15 protein-coding genes are annotated in these 17,425 nt (G+C 70.9%); 11 read left to right on the top strand and 4 right to left on the bottom strand.

Features of this window, described 5'->3' with window-relative positions; all coding sequences use genetic code 11:
• Positions 1-118 precede the first annotated feature (118 nt).
• Positions 119-685: a PRC-barrel domain-containing protein gene (locus AC0IY1_RS00545; RefSeq protein WP_471767013.1), complete on the bottom strand. Its 567-nt coding sequence runs from the start codon at positions 683-685 to the stop codon at positions 119-121.
• Between the two features lie 191 nt (positions 686-876).
• On the opposite strand from AC0IY1_RS00545, the gene AC0IY1_RS00540 reads away from it, so the two are divergent.
• Entirely contained in the window at positions 877-1,470 is a 594-nt protein-coding gene (locus AC0IY1_RS00540; protein WP_471767011.1) for a glutathione peroxidase, read from the top strand.
• A 5-nt stretch (positions 1,471-1,475) separates the two neighbouring features.
• Here the strand turns inward: AC0IY1_RS00540 and AC0IY1_RS00535 are convergent, their stop codons facing one another.
• Positions 1,476-1,700 (bottom strand): hypothetical protein, encoded by a 225-nt coding sequence (locus AC0IY1_RS00535; RefSeq protein ID WP_471767009.1) that lies wholly within the window; start codon positions 1,698-1,700, stop codon positions 1,476-1,478.
• A gap of 131 nt (positions 1,701-1,831) precedes the next feature.
• Between AC0IY1_RS00535 and AC0IY1_RS00530 the strand changes: the two genes are divergently transcribed.
• Together AC0IY1_RS00530 and AC0IY1_RS00525 are read left to right on the top strand one after the other, a co-directional pair.
• Complete coding sequence (locus tag AC0IY1_RS00530) at positions 1,832-2,062, top strand: hypothetical protein (RefSeq protein WP_244477180.1); 231 nt, start codon at positions 1,832-1,834, stop codon at positions 2,060-2,062.
• 86 nt (positions 2,063-2,148) lie between these two features.
• Positions 2,149-2,388, top strand: a complete 240-nt coding sequence (locus tag AC0IY1_RS00525) for a hypothetical protein (protein ID WP_055947672.1) — start codon at positions 2,149-2,151, stop codon at positions 2,386-2,388.
• 24 nt (positions 2,389-2,412) lie between these two features.
• Here the strand turns inward: AC0IY1_RS00525 and AC0IY1_RS00520 are convergent, their stop codons facing one another.
• A complete protein-coding gene (locus AC0IY1_RS00520; protein WP_471767007.1) occupies positions 2,413-3,750 on the bottom strand; it encodes a GGDEF domain-containing protein in 1,338 nt (445 codons plus the stop codon).
• Positions 3,751-4,071: 321 nt separating this feature from the next.
• Here AC0IY1_RS00520 and AC0IY1_RS00515 point away from each other — a divergent pair, with 321 nt between their 5' ends.
• Together AC0IY1_RS00515 and AC0IY1_RS00510 are read left to right on the top strand one after the other, a co-directional pair.
• Positions 4,072-4,671 (top strand): nitroreductase family protein, encoded by a 600-nt coding sequence (locus AC0IY1_RS00515; protein ID WP_471767005.1) that lies wholly within the window; start codon positions 4,072-4,074, stop codon positions 4,669-4,671.
• Between the two features lie 10 nt (positions 4,672-4,681).
• Positions 4,682-6,298, top strand: a complete 1,617-nt coding sequence (locus tag AC0IY1_RS00510) for an AMP-binding protein (protein ID WP_471767003.1) — start codon at positions 4,682-4,684, stop codon at positions 6,296-6,298.
• A gap of 3 nt (positions 6,299-6,301) precedes the next feature.
• Here AC0IY1_RS00510 and AC0IY1_RS00505 read toward each other — a convergent pair whose 3' ends face one another.
• Positions 6,302-6,709: a hypothetical protein gene (locus tag AC0IY1_RS00505; protein ID WP_471767001.1), complete on the bottom strand. Its 408-nt coding sequence runs from the start codon at positions 6,707-6,709 to the stop codon at positions 6,302-6,304.
• 243 nt (positions 6,710-6,952) lie between these two features.
• On the opposite strand from AC0IY1_RS00505, the gene ahcY reads away from it, so the two are divergent.
• From ahcY to AC0IY1_RS00475, 6 genes are all read left to right on the top strand, one after another.
• Positions 6,953-8,383: an adenosylhomocysteinase gene (gene ahcY / locus AC0IY1_RS00500; protein ID WP_055948829.1), complete on the top strand. Its 1,431-nt coding sequence runs from the start codon at positions 6,953-6,955 to the stop codon at positions 8,381-8,383.
• 312 nt (positions 8,384-8,695) lie between these two features.
• Complete coding sequence (locus AC0IY1_RS00495; RefSeq protein ID WP_055948832.1) at positions 8,696-11,194, top strand: sensor histidine kinase; 2,499 nt, start codon at positions 8,696-8,698, stop codon at positions 11,192-11,194.
• Between the two features lie 192 nt (positions 11,195-11,386).
• The gene (gene tsaE, locus AC0IY1_RS00490) at positions 11,387-12,913 is read left to right on the top strand and encodes a tRNA (adenosine(37)-N6)-threonylcarbamoyltransferase complex ATPase subunit type 1 TsaE (protein ID WP_471767385.1); all 1,527 of its coding nucleotides are present in this window, start codon (positions 11,387-11,389) and stop codon (positions 12,911-12,913) included.
• 77 nt (positions 12,914-12,990) lie between these two features.
• Positions 12,991-13,728, top strand: coding sequence for a nucleotidyltransferase family protein (locus tag AC0IY1_RS00485; RefSeq protein ID WP_471766999.1), 738 nt, complete (start codon positions 12,991-12,993; stop codon positions 13,726-13,728).
• Between the two features lie 67 nt (positions 13,729-13,795).
• On the top strand, positions 13,796-16,930 hold the full coding sequence (gene addB / locus AC0IY1_RS00480) for a double-strand break repair protein AddB (protein WP_471766998.1): 3,135 nt from the start codon (positions 13,796-13,798) through the stop codon (positions 16,928-16,930).
• A gap of 66 nt (positions 16,931-16,996) precedes the next feature.
• Positions 16,997-17,410 carry a PIN domain-containing protein gene (locus tag AC0IY1_RS00475; RefSeq protein ID WP_471766996.1) on the top strand — a complete coding sequence of 138 codons (414 nt, stop codon included), beginning with the start codon at positions 16,997-16,999 and terminating at the stop codon, positions 17,408-17,410.
• Positions 17,411-17,425 lie beyond the last annotated feature (15 nt).

Below are 17,425 nucleotides of genomic sequence, written 5' to 3'. Positions count from 1 at the left end.
TACCCGAACGACGTGACGGTTTTCTGACGGTCTGGTGCGTCTCAGACCTGGACTGCCCGGAAACGAAGAAAGCCCTCGCGTGGATGCGAAGGCTCCCGTTTCATCGATCCCGACCGGATCACTGCGCCTTGGGGGCGTCCATCGGCTTCGGCTCGGTATTCGTCTTCGTATCCGTGCGCGTCGCGTTGGCATCCGTGTTCGGCTTGGTATCGGCGTTCGTCTTGGTATCGGCGTTCGGCTTGGCCTTGCCGAGATAGACGTATTCCGGCGCGGCGCGGAGCTGGTCCTTGTTGGTGTCGATCGTCGCCTTCAGGGTGGCGTCGTCGACGCGGACCAGCTTCATGGCGCTCGGGTCGATGGCGACGTACTTCGTGCCGAGACCGAGGAAGCCGCCGACGCCGACCACCCAGGACTTCACCGTATTCTTCTCGTCGAGCACCACGTCGGCGATCTCGCCGATGGTCTCGTTGGCGGCATTCTGGATGGTCAGGCCGACGAGCTTCGACGTGACCATGTCGCTCTTGTTCTGCACCACGAAGGTGGGGCGCAGGTCGTTGGCGAGGGTCGCGGGGGCGGCCTGGACCGGCGCCGACGCGGCGGCGGGCGCGTTGGCATCCGGCGACTGAGCGAGGGCGAGGGTGGCGCTGGCAGCGAGGAGAGTCGTGCCGAGCAACAGGCTGCGCATGGGCGAAGTCTTTCGAAAGGTCGAGCCGAAGGTCGAACGAGGGGGCCGTGATGGCTCACGCTCAAGTTCAAGCTTCCGCCAAAGGTTCCCGCGATACGGCATGGTGAATGGACGAACGCGGCGCGGGCCTTAGTTTCCCCAGCAGAGGGGCAGCGGAACCGGTCCGCGCGCCCGCCACGGGGTGCCGCACCATGTCGAATCTCCTGCTGCCCGACGTCCGGCTCGCGCCGCTGCCACGCCGTCACGCCCTTGCGCTGCTCGGCGGGGCCCTCGTCTGCGGTGTCCGCCCAGCCCTGGCCGATGCCACGAAGGCGAGCGCCTTCGCGTTCGAGAAGCCGGAGGGCGGCACCCTGCCGCTCGCGGCGTATGCGGGCCGGCCCATCCTGGTGGTCAATACGGCCACGGCCTGCGGCTATGCCGGGCAATTCACGGGACTGCAGGGCCTGTGGACCCGCTTCGGTGACCGCGGCCTCACCGTCATCGCGGTGCCGTCGCCCGATTTCGGCAACCAGGAACCGCTGGACGGCGTCGCCATCGCGGAGGCTGCGCGCAAGAACCATGGTGTGACCTTCCCGGTCACCGCCAAGACCCATGTGCGGGGTCCGACCGCCCACCCGTTCTATCGCTGGGCCGCCGCCGAGAAGCCCGGCAGCACGCCGGGCTGGAACTTCCACAAGTACCTGGTCGACCGCGACGGCAGCCTGATCGGCGCCTTTCCGTCCTCGGTCGAGCCCAACGATCCGCGCATCGTCACCGCGATCGCCAATGCCCTGCCGGCTGCCTGAGGCTTTCAGTGCGGAACGTCTCGCGGCGGGCGAAGGGACCCCGACGGCGGTGGTGCGCGGCGGATGCGCCGGGCCCGCTCCGGGGTCCCGCGCACCGGCGGCGAGGCGTAATTCGAGGCGAAGGGATTGGCCGGCGTGCGATCGGCGCTGCCGAACAGGCTGAACTCCGCTCGGGCGCCCTGGCTCCCGCCCAGCACTGTCAGGAGGAGAGCGAGGAGAAGGCGGCGCATGCGTGTTCCCGGGGGCGGCGGACTCTCTTGCGCCGATCCTTGCCCCGATACCGCAAACCCCCACATCCCGCGAGAGGCCGCATCGGAATCATCGAGGGCTCGGACGGTCGCGGGATGAATCGAGGAACGGGATGATGAAGCCGCACCGGTTCGAGCAGGCGGGCACCGTCTTCGAAATCGCCTTCGAGCGGGCGCCGGAGGGCTGGGTCGCCCATATCCGCCGTGCCGACAGCGAAACCACCCACGCGATCGGGTTTCCCGATGGGCCGGGCTACGATCCGACCGACGTGCGCGGGTCGCTGATCGCGGGCTGCGAGGCGGCGCTTCCCAACCTGTCCTGGGCGAACCCGACCCGGCACTGAGCGGAACCTCCCGAACCGCCCCGTGTTCGCCCTCCCGTATGCTGCGCTCGCACCGGCGTGGGCGCGCGGAACGGGAAGGAAAGCCGATGTCCGAGATCACCTATCGCATCGTCGAGCACGATGGCGGCTTCGCCTACAAGGTCGGCGACGTGTTCTCCGAGACCTATCCGAGCCACGACGAGGCCCTGCAGGCGGCCCAGGCCGCCGCGGCCGAGCAGCAGGTTCCGGGCTCGACGGAGGGCATCCGCTACCAGGACAGCAAGGGCGCCTGGCACGACGAGACCGCCCAGGGCAACGATCGTCCGACCGCGCGCGTGGTCGATTGAGAGTCGCTTCCGGCCCGGCGGCGCTCAGGCCGAGCGTCGCCGCGCCGGTGTCTCTCCGGCCGGCCAGGCGGCCAGGGCCGGCTCGGCCTCGCGGCCCGGCCCGATCTCCACGCGCCGCGCGGCCCCCTCGCATCCGGTGCGGTTGCGCCCGGCGGACTTCGCCCGGTAGAGCGCCGCATCGGCGGCCTCGACCAGCGCCGCCGCCGTCACCGCCCCGCCGGGGCTCGCCGCGACGCCGACGCTGACGGTGACGTGGTCCAGGCCGTCGCCGCGCCCGGCATGCGGCAGGGCCAGGGCGTTCAACGATTGGCGGACCCGCTCGGCCAGGACGATGGCCGCCGCGCTGTCGAGGCCCGGCAGCAGCAAGGCGAACTCCTCGCCGCCGTAGCGCGACACGAGATCGGCGCTGCCGCAGACGCGGGCGGTCAACAGGCGCGAGATCGCGCACAGGCACGCATCGCCGGCCCCGTGGCCGTAATGGTCGTTGAAGCGTTTGAAGTGGTCGACATCCACGAGCATCAGCGCGAACGGATCGCCGTTGCGCGAGGCCTGCCACAGGGCATCGAGACGCTGCGAGAAGGCCCTCCGATTGGCCAGGCCCGTCAGCGGATCGGTGGTCGAGAGGCGGGTCAGGCGTGCATTGGCGACCACGAGCTGCTGCGCCCGCAAGGATTCCCGCAACGTATAGAGGTAGTTGCGGCGGTTGGCGCTCTCGATCTTATGCGCGGCCCCGAGGCTGAAGGCGGTCCCGATCAGCATATCCAGCCGGGCCAGGCCCGCGAGGTCCGGGGCGATCTCCGGGTGGGCGGCGAGGGCGAGACCACCGGCGAGCGCCGTCGTCCCGGACACGATGCAGGCCCAGTTGAACCGGAGCGCCAGGGAGATGTTGGCGAAGATCACCGTCAGCCAGATCGCCGTGGTCGCGTGGGCGACGTTGGGTCCGTGGCCGAGCCACAGCGTGACCACCGGAATCGCCGCCGCCGCGAGGACGCCGAGGCCGCACAGGGCCTCCCGGGTGCGGGCGCTCACCCGGCTGAGGGCCACGAAGATCCCGATCGCGAGCGGCGTCATCACGGCGAACCGCAGGGCCAGGTTCAGCGTCGCGACGTCGGGCGTGGTGACGAAGGCGGCCCAGGCATAGAGGTGGAAGACCGCGAGGCCGATGAGGGTGGTGCGCCGCAGGTGGCGAACCCGCCGGCGTCCGGTCTCCGCCTCGAAACGGCTTTCGAGTTCGTTCGGGAAGACGAGGCGCCAGCGCGTCGCCTGCAGGGTCCGTTCGATGAGCGCCAGCAGACGGTCGCTGGTGCGAAACGACAGGGAACCCGGATCGTCGGACGATCCGGCAGCAGACGAAGCGATCACGCGCGGGGACATCCATGGGCAGGTGGGCGAGGGCCAGGCGAGCGACGTCGACCCCTGCGCCGAGAGTGACCGCAACTCGTGTCGGCATGCTTTCCCCGATCGTTACAATCCGAGCGATCGACGGCGCGGGACCCCTGCATCGCCGCGGGACTCCCCCCGGCATTCGTGGGGTGCGACGGTGCCGGACGGAATGGACGATTGCCTCCCGGGGCCCACCTCGTGCATGCCTCGTCCGGATCCGGGCGTGCCGCCACGGACCGCGTGCGGGCCTGCCCGTCGCCATGACTTGACCCGGATCTCTTCGCCGCCTGGAGCCCGCCCGTGACCGTCTCGAATCCGCGCCAGCCCGATCACGACATCGATCCGCTCTTCATCGAGCGCTGGTCTCCGCGCGCCTTCACGGGCGAGGCCGTGCCGGAATCCGAGCTTCTGCGCATGATCGAGGCCGCGCGCTGGGCTCCGTCGTCCTACAACTCCCAGCCCTGGCGCTTCGTCTACGCCCTGCGCGGCACGCCCGCATGGGAGACCTTCCTCGACCTGCTGGTGCCGGGAAACCGCAAGTGGGCGGAGGGGGCCGGCGCCCTCGTCATCCTGGTCTCGAGCAAGCTGATGAAGACCGGTGACGGGCTGAAGCCCTCGGCGAGCCATTCCCTCGACACCGGGGCCGCCTCGGCGAACTTCCAGCTCCAGGCGATCCGCCAGGGCTGGCACGTGCACGGCATGGGCGGGTTCGACAAGGAGCGCTCCGTCAGCGTGCTCAACGTGCCGCCGGACCATCAGGTCGAGGCGGCCTACGCCGTCGGACGCGCGGCGAACCCGGTCGATCTCTCCGAGGAGCAGCGGGCCAAGGAGGTGCCGAACGGCCGGCGTCCGATCACCGATTTCGCCTTTGCCGGTGCCTTCAAGGCCCGCGAAGCCTGAGTCGTCCGCCGTGCTGAGGCCCGCCCCCGACTATGCCGGGCTCGTCGCCGGTTTCGCCTGGGACATCCCGGAGCGGTTCAATCTCGGCGTCGATGTCTGCGACCGCTGGGCCCAGCGCGAGCCCGGCCGGGTCGCGATCCAGGAGGTCGTCGGGGCGCAGGTCTCGGAGGTCACCTTCGGGGACCTGCGGGATCGCTCCGACCGCTTCGCGGCCGGATTGCGGGCGAGGGGCGTGGTGCCCGGCGACCGCGTCGGCGTCCTGCTTCCGCAATCGGCCGCCGTGGTGATCGCCCATGCGGCCGCCTACAAGCTGGGAGCGATCGCCCTGCCGCTCGCCGGCCTGTTCGGGCCGGACGCCCTCCGCTACCGCCTCGCCGACGCCGGCGCCCGCGTCCTCGTCACCGACGCGGCCGGCCTCTCCAAGGTCGAAGCCCTCCGCGCCGATCTGCCGGCCCTCGAGCTCGTGGTCTGCGTGGACGGCGCGCGGGGCGCGGCCCTCGACTACGAGACCCTGCTCGCCGAGGCGCCGGGCGGGTTCGTCCCGGTCGACACCCGGGCCGATGATCCGGCCCTGATGATCTACACCTCCGGCACAACCGGGCCGGCCAAGGGCGCGCTGCATGCCCACCGGGTGCTCCTGGGGCACCTGCCGGGCTTCTGCATGATGCACGATTTTCCGCCGAAGGCCGGCGACCGGATGTGGACGCCCTCCGACTGGGCCTGGGCCGGCGGCCTGCTCAATGCGGCCCTGCCGAGCCTGCATTTCGGCGTGCCGGTGGTGGCCTGCCCGAGCTTCCGGTTCGAGCCGGACGCCGCGTTCCGGCTGATCGCCGAGCGGGCGGTCACCCTCGCGTTCCTGCCGCCCACGGCCCTGCGCATGCTGCGCGGCGTCGCCGATCCGCGCGGGCGCTTCGACCTGTCTCGCCTGCGCAACATCGCCTCCGCCGGCGAGTCCCTCGGTCCGGAAACCTTCGACTGGGCGCGGCGCGAGCTCGGGCTCACCATCGGCGAGGCCTATGGCCAGACCGAGTGCAACCTCGTCCTCGCCGCCTGCCGGTCGGCCGGGGTGGCGCGGGCGGGCTCCACCGGCCGCCCGGTTCCCGGGCACCGGATCGCGATCCTGCGGCCGGACGGCCGCGAGGCCGCCACCGACGAGCCCGGCGAGATCGCCGTTGCGCGGCCCGACCCGGTGATGTTCCTGCGCTACTGGAACCAGCCCGAGGCGACGGCGAGGAAGTTCTCCGGCGACTGGATGCTGACCGGCGACACCGCCCGGCGCGACGCCGACGGCTACGTCCATTTCGTTGGGCGCGAGGACGATCTCATCACCTCGGCCGCCTACCGCATCGGTCCCACCGAGATCGAGGATTGCCTCGGCGCGCACCCGGCCGTGGCCCTCGCCGCCGCGGTCGGCAAGCCGGACCCCCTGCGCACCGAGATTGTGAAGGCCTACGTCGTCCTGCGCCCGGGCTACGAAGCCTCGGAGGCGCTGGCCGCCGAGATCCAGGCCTACGTGCGCACGCGCCTCTCGGCCCACGAGTACCCGCGCGAGATCGCGTTCCGGGACAGCCTGCCCATGACCACCACGGGCAAGATCATCCGTCGGCAGCTGCGGGACGAGGTGTGAGCCTTACCGGACCGTGACGCGGTAGCGCGCACGGCCGACGTTTCCCGCCGGATCGACGATCTCGATCGAGAAGTCGTCCGGTCCGGTATAGCCGGGCGTCGCGGTGTAGAAGACGAAGGTCGCGGGTCGCTTGCGGACATTGCAGCGCGCGCGGGCGTTGAACATTGGGAAGTTCGGAAAAGCCTGTCCCTGCCCGACCTGGACGTGGCCGTCATGCGGCGGGTCGATGATGCTGATCGTCATCCGACCGAGGGACCGACAGGTCGGGTCGAGCGACGAGAACGAACCCAGCGTGAGCCGGCTGCCCGACAGGGCAACTTTCTCGAAGGTGGCCATGCGCATCGGGGCGGCCTCGGCCGGCTCGATCGGGGCGAGACCGAGGGCGATGGCGAGGACAAGGTATCGGTGCATGGCTTGCCGCTCCGCTCTTCGTGCGAACGCGCCGGAGCATGCCCGAGTCGTCCGTCGAGGAAAGCCACAACCGCCCGTCCGCGATACACGTTATGGGCGATTTGTCAGTCGGCTTGAGCGAGCCGCTCGGGGAGCCCCAGTTGGAATCGTTCGCATAAAGACATCTTTATATCTTGATTGCCTCCCGTTCGGCGCCCTGCTATAGGCCACGCCGACACGTCACGCGAGATGGAGCGAACCGCCATGGCCCAGACTTCCCCGGCCCAGACTGCCTCGGCCCAGGATTACATCGTCAAGGACATCGGCCTGGCCGATTACGGTCGCAAGGAGATCTCGATCGCCGAGACCGAGATGCCGGGCCTGATGGCGACGCGCGAGGAGTTCGGTCCGTCGCAGCCCCTGAAGGGCGCGAAGATCGCCGGCTCGCTGCACATGACGATTCAGACGGCCGTGCTGATCGAGACCCTGAAGGCGCTGGGCGCCGATATCCGCTGGGTCTCCTGCAACATCTACTCGACCCAGGACCATGCCGCCGCCGCCATCGCCGCCGCCGGCATCCCGGTCTTCGCCATCAAGGGCGAGACCCTGGGGGAGTACTGGGACTACACCGCGAAGCTGTTCGACTGGCATGACGGCGGCATGCCGAACATGATCCTCGACGACGGCGGCGACGCCACCATGTTCGTGCACCTGGGCCTGCGCGCCGAGAACGGCGACACCGCCTTCCTCGACAAGCCGGAATCCGAGGAGGAGGAGATCTTCTTCGCGCTCCTCAAGAAGAAGCTCGCCGAGAAGCCGAAGGGCTGGTTCGCGGGTCTGGCCGATTCGATCAAGGGCGTCTCCGAGGAGACCACCACCGGCGTGCACCGCCTCTACAACCTCGCCAAGGAGGGCAAGCTGCTCTTCCCGGCGATCAACGTGAACGACGCCGTCACCAAGTCGAAGTTCGACAACCTCTACGGCTGCCGCGAGTCGCTGGTCGACGGTATCCGCCGCGGCACCGACGTGATGATGGCCGGCAAGGTCGCCATGGTCGCGGGCTTCGGCGACGTGGGCAAGGGCTCGGCCTCGTCGCTCCGCCATGCCGGCTGCCGCGTTCTCGTCTCCGAGGTCGATCCCATCTGCGCGCTCCAGGCCGCGATGGAGGGCTACGAGGTCGTGACGATGGAGGACGCCGCTCCGCGCGCCGACATCTTCGTCACCGCGACGGGCAACAAGGACATCATCACCATCGAGCACATGCGGGCGATGAAGGACCGCGCCATCGTGTGCAACATCGGTCACTTCGACAACGAGATTCAGGTCGCGGGCCTGAAGAACCTCACCTGGTCGAACATCAAGCCGCAGGTGGACGAGATCACCTTCCCCGACGGCCACCGCATCATCCTCCTGTCGGAGGGACGCCTGGTGAACCTCGGCAACGCCACCGGCCACCCGTCCTTCGTGATGTCGGCCTCGTTCACCAACCAGACCCTGGCCCAGATCGAGCTCTGGACCAACCCGGGCAAGTACGAGAAGCAGGTCTACACCCTGCCCAAGGCCCTCGACGAGAAGGTCGCGCTCCTCCACCTCGAGAAGATCGGCGTCAAGCTCTCCAAGCTCCGTCCCGATCAGGCCGCCTATATCGGCGTCTCCGAGAACGGCCCGTTCAAGCCCGACCACTACCGCTACTGAACACCGCTCCGGCGCCCCTCGCGGGGCGCCGCGACCCGTCGAATCCCGTCCGCGAAGCCCGGCCCCGTGCCGGGCTTCCGCACGTTCGGGGGCGCCGCCCGCGCGCCTGCGCAGTGTGGCTTTTCTGCGCTCCTGCGCGGCCATCGCCTCTGAAGCCTCTAAAGTTAAGCTTAACCCTCTTCCGGGACGATTCCGCCTCGCGCTAGTGTGGGCTGATTCCTCAGATGGAGTGGCTCGCAGCCGGCCTCCGGCCTGTTGCGGGATGGGCGCCTTTCGGCGTCTCATCGAAGATTCGTGGAGGCGGGACGGATCATGAGGGTCGAACGAACGGCGCGCGCCCTGCTGTGCGCCGGCTCTCTGGTCGTTGCCGTGGCCGGTCTCCCGGCGCGGGCGGCCGGGACGGGGATGGATGCCGGCGCTGCCGTCTCGGGGTTCGGGCAGCACACGCACAACGCCGCCGGGCTCGCCATCCTGATCGGCTTGACGGTGTTCTCCACCATTGTCGCCCTGCTGCACATGCGCGAGCGCAGCCGCTGGACCCGGCGCGAGCGCGACCTCGTCACCGAACTGTCGGCCCTGCGCGAGTCCCACGACCGCGCCGAGATGCTCCTGAACGCCGAGCGCCAGGTCCTCATCACTTGGTCGGGCCGCGGCGCCCCGACCATCGAGGGCGATCTGGGACTCATCGATGCCCGGCGCGCGCCCGGCGACACCGATCTCGGCCTGCCCGGCTTCGAGACTTGGCTGCACGCGGTCGATGCCGATGCCCTCAACACCGCCGTCGAGGCGCTCCGCGCCCGCGGCGCCGGCTTCCGCCTGAGCCTGCGCACCCAGTCGGGCCGCTTCATCGATGCGCACGGGCAGGCCCTGTCCGGCCGCGCGATCCTGCGCCTGCGCGAGACGACGGACGAGAAGCGCGAGCTCATCGACCTGCGCCTCACGCTGTACGAGGCCAAGCGCGGCCTCTCGGCCCTCGGCAGTCTCCTCGACGCGATCCCGCAGCCGGTCTGGCGCCGCAACCGCGACGGGGCGCTCGCCTGGGTCAACCTCGCCTACGTCGCGGCGGTGGAGGCCGGCACCCGGGAGCATGCGCTCGAGGGCGGCGTCGAACTCCTCGATCGCCAGGCCCGCGACCTCATTGCCCGCGACGATTCCGGCCGCCTGGCCACCGGGGGGCGCGTGCCGCATCGCCTCTCGGCGGTCGTGGCGGGTGGGCGGCGCACCCTCGACGTCACCGAGAGCGCGATCGAGACCGGCCGGGTCGGCATCGCCGTCGACGTCTCGGAGCTCGAGAGCGTCCGTGCCGACCTGCAGCGGCAGATGGATGCCAACGTCCGCACCCTCGACCAGCTGCCCACCGCCGTGGCGATGTTCGACGCCCGCCAGCGCCTGATCTTCCACAATGCCGCCTATCGCCAGCTCTGGGACCTCGATCCGGTCTTCCTCGACGGCCGCCCCCTCGACGGCGAGATCCTCGACCGGCTGCGCGCCGCCCGGAAGCTGCCCGAGCAGGCCGACTTCAAATCCTGGAAAGCCGACGTGCTCGCCGCCTACCGCGCCGTGGAGGCCAACGAGGCCTGGTGGTATCTGCCCGACGGACGCTCGCTGCGCGTCGTCGCCGATCCCAACCCCCAGGGCGGCCTGACCTACCTGTTCGACGACGTCTCGGAGAACATGAAGCTCGAATCCCGCTACAACGCGCTGATGCGGGTGCAGGCCGAGACCCTCGACACCCTGAAGGAGCCCGTGGCGGTGTTCGGCGCCGACGGCCGGCTCACCTTCGCCAACCGCGCCTTCGCGACCCTGTGGCGCCTCGACCCCGAAACCCTGCGCGAGCGCCCCCGGGTCGATGCCGTCATCGCCGCCTGCCAGACCCTCTCGCCCGACGAGGACCCGTGGATCGACATCCGCGGCGCCATCACGGGCCTGGAAAGCCGCGCCGGCCTGACCTGCCGCCTGGAGATCGTCGACGGCACCGTCCTCGACTGCGCCGCCCAACCGTTGCCCGAGGGCGCGACGCTGCTGACCCTGATCGACGTCACCGCCAGCGTGAACGTGGAGCGCGCCCTCACCGACAAGAACGACGCCCTGGAGCGCACCTCGCAGCTGCGCGACACCTTCGTGAACCACGTCTCCTACGAATTGCGCTCGCCGCTCACCAACATCATCGGCTTCACCCAGCTCCTCGGCGACGAGACGGTGGGCGCCCTGAACGAGCGTCAGCGCGAGTATTCGGGCCACATCATGCGCTCGTCGGGGGCGCTGCTCGTGATGATCAACGACATCCTCGACCTCGCCTCCATCGACGCGGGCTCCCTCGAGCTCACCCGCGAGGTGGTCGACGTCCGCGCCACGGTCGATGCCGCCGTGCGCGGCCTCGAAGATCGCCTCGCCGATTCCGCCATCGCCCTCGATCTCGACGTGCCCGACGACGTCGGGAGCTTCGTGGCCGACGGCAAGCGCGTCCGGCAGATCCTGTTCAACCTGCTGTCGAACGCCGTCGGCTTCTCGGCGCCGGGCCAGCAGGTCCGCGTCGAGGTCCGCCGCAACGCCTCCGAACTGACCCTGGCGGTGGCCGACCAGGGGCAGGGCATGCCGCCCGACGTCGCCTCGCGGGTCTTCGACCGCTTCGAGAGCCACACCCTCGGCACCCGCCATCGCGGCGTCGGCCTCGGCCTGTCGATCGTGCGCTCCTTCGTGGAACTGCATGGCGGGCGCGTCAGCCTGGAATCGGCCCCCGGCGCCGGCACCCGCGTCACCTGCACCTTCCCGATCACCGAGCCGACCGCGCGGCGGGATGCCGCCGAGTAGGGGCTCCGGGCGGGGGCGTCCCGATGGAGCCTTCGGTCGGTCCGCGATTTGGTTAAGGATGCTCCGGTATGACAGCGGGGCTCCGCGCGATCCGGATCCGGCCGCGGCGGCGCACGGCCATGGAGGAATTGGGCGTTGAACGAGGATGGTGCCGACACGCCCCAGCGTGAGGTGAAATCGGCCTGGGAGATCATGCTCCCGGAAGAGAGCGCCACCGAGGATCTCGGCCGTTTCCTCGCGGGGCTTCTCGTGCCGGGGGACATCGTCGCCCTGTCCGGCGGCCTCGGCGGCGGCAAGACCACCCTCGCGCGCGCGCTCATCCGCGAACTCGTCGGCGATCCCGACCTCGACGTCCCAAGCCCGACCTTCACGCTGATCCAGCCCTACGAGGCCGCCGACGGGCGCGCCATCGTGCATGCCGATCTCTACCGCCTGCGCAGCCCCGACGAACTCGTGGAGCTCGGCTTCGACGAGATGGCCGAGACCGCCATCACCCTGGTGGAGTGGCCCGAGCGCCTCGGACCCCGCGACGCGCCGATGCTGATCGTCGACCTGTCCCTTCGGGCCGAATTCGGGGATGGGGCGCGCTTTGCCCGCATCGACGGCAGCGGCGGCATGGTCGCCCGGCTGAAGCGGGCGCGGGCGCTGCGCATCCTCCTCGTCCGCAGCGGCTGGGACGAGGCCACCCGCATCAACATGCAGGGCGACGCCTCCTCGCGCGCCTACGAGCGGCTGGTGAAGCCGGACGGCAAGAGCGCCGTGCTGATGATCTCGCCGCCCCGCGCCGACGGCCCGCCGGTCCGCAACGGCCGCCCCTACAGCGCCATCGTCAAGCTCGCCGAAAGCGTGCACGCCTTCGTCGGGATGGATCGCGGCCTGCGCGCCCTCGGGTTCTCGGCGCCGCGCATCTATGGCGAGGACCTCGCCGAGGGCCTGCTGATCCTGGAGGACCTCGGCTCCGAGCCGGTGGTCGACGCCAACGGGCCGCGCCCGGAGCGTTACGCCGAGGCGGTGCGCCTCCTGGCCAAGCTCCACGCCACCGAGCTGCCGGGCGTGCTGCCCGTAGCCGACGGCATCGACCACGTGCTGCCGCCCTATGATCTCGAAGCCCTGGTGTTCGAGACCGAATTGCTCCCCGACTGGTACTGCCCGGCGATCCGGGGCGCCGAGCTGCCCCACGCGGCCCGGTCCGAGTTCGTGGCCCTGTGGGCGGAGGTGCTCGACAGCATCAAGCCCGACCGCCCGACCTGGACCCTGCGGGACTACCACTCGCCGAACCTGATCTGGCTGCCCGAGCGCGAGGGACTGGAGCGCATCGGCGTCATCGACTTCCAGGATGCGGTTCTCGGCCATCCCGCCTACGACGTCGCCTCGCTGCTCCAGGACGCGCGGGTGGACGCCACGGCGGAGTTCGAGCTGCGCCTCCTCGGCCTCTACGTGCGCGAGCGCCGGGCCCGCGAGCCCGACTTCGACATGCAGGCCTTCGCCCGGGCCTACGCGGTGCTGGCGGCCCAGCGCGCCACGAAGATCCTCGGCATCTTCGCCCGCCTGGATCGGCGCGACGGCAAGCCGGCCTACCTCGCGCACCTGCCGCGCATCGAGGGCTACCTCGCGCGCAACCTCAACCACCCGGCCCTGACCCACCTGCGCCTCTGGCACGAGGCGCACCTGCCGCACCTCGTGCCGAAGGCCGCGGGCGAGGCGGCCGAGGGCGCCTGACGATCTGCGATGCTCTTGTGCGGCTGCCGGAGGGCGGCCGCGCCCGCCCGAGACCTCCCCGACGAGACGAAGCCGCCATGTCCGACACTGCCCCCATCACCCGCGCCTTCGTCCTCGCGGCGGGTCTCGGCAAGCGCATGCGCCCGATCACCGCGACGGTGCCCAAGCCCCTCGTGGAGGTGGCCGGCCGGGCGCTCCTCGACCACGCCCTCGACCGGGCGGCCGAGGGCGGCATCACCGAGGCGGTGGTCAACGTCCACTACCTGGCCGACCTGATCGAGGGGCATGTGCGCAAGCGCCGGACCGCCCCGACGATCGTGCTCTCCGACGAGCGTGACGCCCTGCTGGAGACCGGCGGCGGCGTGAAGAAGGCCCTGCCGCTGCTCGGCGACGCCCCGTTCGTGGTCTTCAACGCCGATTCGTTCTGGCTGGAGGGCCCCGAGTCGAATCTCGGCCGCCTGATCGCCGCCTGGGACCCGGCGGCGATGGACATCCTCCTCCTCGTCGCACCGACCGCGACCAGCCTCGGCTACGAGGGCAACGGCGATTTCGCGATGGATTCGTCCGGGGCCCTGGAGCGCCGGGGCGAGCGCGAGGTGGCGCCCTTCATCTATGCCGGCGTCGCCATCCTGAAGCCCGGCCTGTTCGCCGGGACCCCCGAGGGGGCCTTCTCCCTCAACCTCCTGTTCGACCGCGCCATCGCGGCCGGCCGCCTGCACGGCCTGCGCCTCGACGGGCAATGGCTCCACGTCGGCACGCCGGAGGCGATCACGGCGGCCGAGGCCCGGGTGAAGTCCACGGCTCCGACGCCCTGAGGGCCGATCGGCGATTCCGCGGGGCGTCGCATTCCCGGGCCGGGGATTTGGTGGCATGGAGGGTGCGATGCCGACCTCAAACGTCCCGACCGCCCACGTCTTCTCGATCCCGCCCGGCGCGCCCTTCCTGCCGACGCTCGCCGACGCCCTGATTTCGGGGCGCCTCGTGGGCGCCATCGGCGACGATCCCTTCGCGCTCGCCGCCGTCACCCTCTACCTACCGACCCAGCGGGCGGTGCGGGCGCTGGCCGCGATCCTCGCCGCGCGCCTCGGTCACGCCGCCCTGCTGCCCCGGATGGTCCCCCTCGGCGAGGCCGACGAGGCGGAACTGGACCTCGCCGCCAGCCCGCTCCTCGAGAACGGCCCCGATCTCCTCGCACCGGCGATGCCACCGCTGGAGCGCCGGCTCATCCTCGCCCGGCTCGTCCAGGGCTGGGCCGAGGCGGTGGACCGCACGCTCCTGCCGATCGACGACGACGTGCCCTTCCTGGTGCCGTCCTCTCCCGCCGACGCGATCGGGCTCGCCGCCGACCTCGAACGGCTGATGGACGCGCTCACCGTCGAGGGCCTGCCCTGGGCCGAGATCGGCGGCGCCGTGGAGGCCGAGTACTCGCGCTATTTCGGCCTGACCCTGGACTTCGTGAAGATCGCCGCCGAGGCCTGGCCCGGGATCCTCGCCGAGCGCGGCATGAGCGACCCGGTTTCGCGCTCGCGCCGCCTCGTCCTGGCCGAAGCGGACCGGCTGATGCGCGAGCGGCCCGCCACCCCGGTGATCGTGGCGGGCTCCACCGGCTCGGTGCCGGCGACGGCCCGGCTGATCGCCGCGGTGGCGGCGCTGCCCCGCGGCGCCGTGGTGCTGCCCGGCCTCGACTCCGAACTCGATGCCGCCGGCTGGGACGCCATCGAGACCGGCGAGGGCGTTTCGCGGGAGATCGCCCATGGCCACCCGCAGGCGGTCCTGCATCGCCTCCTCGGTCCCGCCGGTCTCGACCGCGACCGGACGCAGGTCGCGTCCCTCGGAGACCCCTCCGCCGAGTCCCGAGCCCGCTTCGGGTTGCTGTCCCAGGCCCTGCGCCCCGCCGAGACCACCGAGGCCTGGGCGGCCCTCGACCCGGCCGAGCGCGCCCGGCTGGCGGAGGAGGGCATGCAGGGCCTCGCCGTGGTCGAGGCCGGCGACGAGCGGGAAGAGGCCCTGATCATCGCCATCGCCTTGCGCGAGACCCTCGAAATGCCCGGCGCGACGGCGGCCCTGGTGACGCCGGACCGCGCCCTGGCTCTGCGCGTCGCGGCCGAACTGGCCCGCTGGGGCATCGTCGCGGAGGATTCCGGCGGCGAGGCCCTGTCGCGCAGTCGGGCCGGGCGCTTGGCGCGCCTCGCCGCCGAGGTCGCGGCCGATCTCGAGCCGGCCCGGCTGATCACGCTCCTGTCCCATCCCTATGTCCGCCTCCGCATGCCGCGCAGCGACGTGGTCCGGGCCGCCGCCGCCCTGGAGATCGGGACCCTGCGCGGCCCCGCCCCGGCACCGGGCTTTGCCGGTCTGCAACAGGCCCTGGCCGATCAGCGCACCGCCACCGGGCGACGGCCCCGGGCCAAGCGCCGCCTGACCGAGCGCGACTGGGACCTCGCCGCCGATCTTCTGAACCGTCTAGAGTTGGCCTTCGACGGCTTCGTCGACGCCGATCACCGCGGCGTCGGAAACCTCGTCGCCTACGCCGCCTGCCACCGCGCCACCTTCGACAGGCTGATCGACGCGGCCGAGGGCGAGGCCGTCGACGATGCGTCCCTGGGCGTCCTCGACACCCTGTTCGACGACCTGGAGCTGGCCGAGCCCGGCCTGCTTCCGGGCCGTTTCGGCGACTATCCCGCCTTCTTCACCGCCTTGGCCCGCGAGCGCATGGTGGCCTGCAGTGACGGGCGCCCGCATCCGCGCCTGCGGATCCTCGGTCTGCTGGAGGCGCGGCTGATGAGTGTCGACCGGGTCGTGCTCGGCGGCCTCGACGAGGGCGTCTGGCCGATGCAGACGACCACCGACGCCTTCCTCAACCGACCCATGCGCGAGCGCATCGGCCTCAACCCGCCCGAGCGCCGGATCGGCCAGAGCGCCCACGACTTCGTCCAGGCGCTGGGCCACCACGACGCCCTCATCACCCGGGCGGCCAAGCGCGAAGGCGCGCCGACGGTGCCCTCGCGCTTCCTGCAGCGCCTGCGCGCCTTCACGGGCGACGCCTGCTGGAGCCAGGCCCTCGCCGCCGGGCGTCGCTTCTCGGCCTACGCCGCCGCCCTCGACCAGGGCACGGGTCCGGCGCAAGCCCGCTTGAAGCAGCCCCGGCCCAAGCCCGATCCGGCCCTGTTCCCCAGGTCTCTGAGCGTCACCGAGGTGGAGACCCTGGTGCGCGACCCCTACGTGATCTTCGCCCGGCACGTCCTCGGCCTCGATCCCCTGGATCCGGTGGCGGCCGAGCCCGGCGCCGCCGACCGGGGCACGCTGATCCACGAGATCCTGGGCCAGTTCGCCGAGGACCATCCCGAGGCGCTGCCCGAGACGGCGGTGGAGCGGCTGTTCAGCCTGGCCCTGAACGCCTTCCAGCCGATCTCGGACACCTATCCCGAACTCTACGCGGAGTGGTGGCCGCGCTATGAGCGGCTGGCCGCGCACTTCCTCGCCTGGGAGGTGGAGCGCCGGGCGCAGCTGACGCGGGTGCACCCGGAAATCTCCGGCAAGTGGGTGATCCCGATGGGCACCGAGACCTTCACCCTGCGGGCGCGGGCCGACCGGATCGAGCGGCGCCGCGACGGCGGGGCCTGCATCGTCGACTTCAAGACCGGGCTGCCGCCGAGCAACAAGGAGGTCTTCGCCGGCTTCTCGCCCCAGCTCACCCTGGAGGCGGCGATGCTCATGGCCGGGGCCTTCGACGGCTTCCCCGCCACCACGCTGACGCCGGACCTCCTCTACGTCCACGCCTCGGGCGGCCGCAAACCCTTCGAGCCTCTCGCGGTGAAGCCGCCGCGCGGCGACGAGCGCGAGGTCGCCGCCATCGTGGACGAGCACGTGGCGCGCTTCCGCGGCCTCGTGGCCCGCTTCCTCACCGGCGAGGCCGCCTACACCTCGCGGCCCTATCCGAAATACGCCAAGTCCTACGGCGACTACGACCACCTCGCCCGGGTGCTGGAATGGTCGCTCGGCGGCGAGGGTGAGGGATGAGGCGCGACGCCGCGACCGATCAGATTGGGCCCTTGACCGATATCACCCCCGATATCATTTTGGGGCATGATCGTCGTCGATGCCAACGTCGTGCCCGGCGCGCTGCGATCACGCAACGGAGCATCCCATGCCGTGCTGCGTGGTCTGCTCACCCGCCGGTTTTCGTTCGCGCTCTCGCCAGCGATGGTTCTCGAGTACGAGGATGTCCTCAAACGACCGGGACTGCTGGGTCCCACACCCTGGATCGACGAGGCCGAGATCGACACGATCTTGGACGCTCTGTGCGCGACGGCCGTCCTGACCCTACCCTGGTTCCGATTCAGGCCGTTCCTCGATGATCCGAAGGATGATCTCTACGTCGAATGTGCCCTGGCCGCCGGAGCCGCGTTGATCCTGACCCACGATCGCCACTTCCGGAAGCCGGTCCTGTCGGCTTTCAGCCTGCAGGCGATGACCCCGCAAGCCTACCTGACCCGCTGACAGACACGAGGATGG

This window comes from Methylobacterium sp. AC690 (assembly GCF_979256535.1).
This window is presented reverse-complemented; position numbering and strand designations above follow the sequence as displayed.

What these genes read in the sequence shown, in the direction of transcription:
- tsaE (WP_471767385.1), top strand. Translation starts at nt 11,387, where the DNA reads ATGCTCCCGGAAGAGAGCGCCACCGAGGATCTCGGCCGTTTCCTCGCG.
- AC0IY1_RS00535 (WP_471767009.1), bottom strand. Translation starts at nt 1,700, where the DNA reads ATGCGCCGCCTTCTCCTCGCTCTCCTCCTGACAGTGCTGGGCGGGAGC.
- addB (WP_471766998.1), top strand. Translation starts at nt 13,796, where the DNA reads ATGCCGACCTCAAACGTCCCGACCGCCCACGTCTTCTCGATCCCGCCC.
- AC0IY1_RS00530 (WP_244477180.1), top strand. Translation starts at nt 1,832, where the DNA reads ATGATGAAGCCGCACCGGTTCGAGCAGGCGGGCACCGTCTTCGAAATC.
- AC0IY1_RS00540 (WP_471767011.1), top strand. Translation starts at nt 877, where the DNA reads ATGTCGAATCTCCTGCTGCCCGACGTCCGGCTCGCGCCGCTGCCACGC.
- ahcY (WP_055948829.1), top strand. Translation starts at nt 6,953, where the DNA reads ATGGCCCAGACTTCCCCGGCCCAGACTGCCTCGGCCCAGGATTACATC.
- AC0IY1_RS00525 (WP_055947672.1), top strand. Translation starts at nt 2,149, where the DNA reads ATGTCCGAGATCACCTATCGCATCGTCGAGCACGATGGCGGCTTCGCC.
- AC0IY1_RS00475 (WP_471766996.1), top strand. Translation starts at nt 16,997, where the DNA reads ATGATCGTCGTCGATGCCAACGTCGTGCCCGGCGCGCTGCGATCACGC.
- AC0IY1_RS00485 (WP_471766999.1), top strand. Translation starts at nt 12,991, where the DNA reads ATGTCCGACACTGCCCCCATCACCCGCGCCTTCGTCCTCGCGGCGGGT.
- AC0IY1_RS00495 (WP_055948832.1), top strand. Translation starts at nt 8,696, where the DNA reads ATGAGGGTCGAACGAACGGCGCGCGCCCTGCTGTGCGCCGGCTCTCTG.
- AC0IY1_RS00545 (WP_471767013.1), bottom strand. Translation starts at nt 685, where the DNA reads ATGCGCAGCCTGTTGCTCGGCACGACTCTCCTCGCTGCCAGCGCCACC.
- AC0IY1_RS00505 (WP_471767001.1), bottom strand. Translation starts at nt 6,709, where the DNA reads ATGCACCGATACCTTGTCCTCGCCATCGCCCTCGGTCTCGCCCCGATC.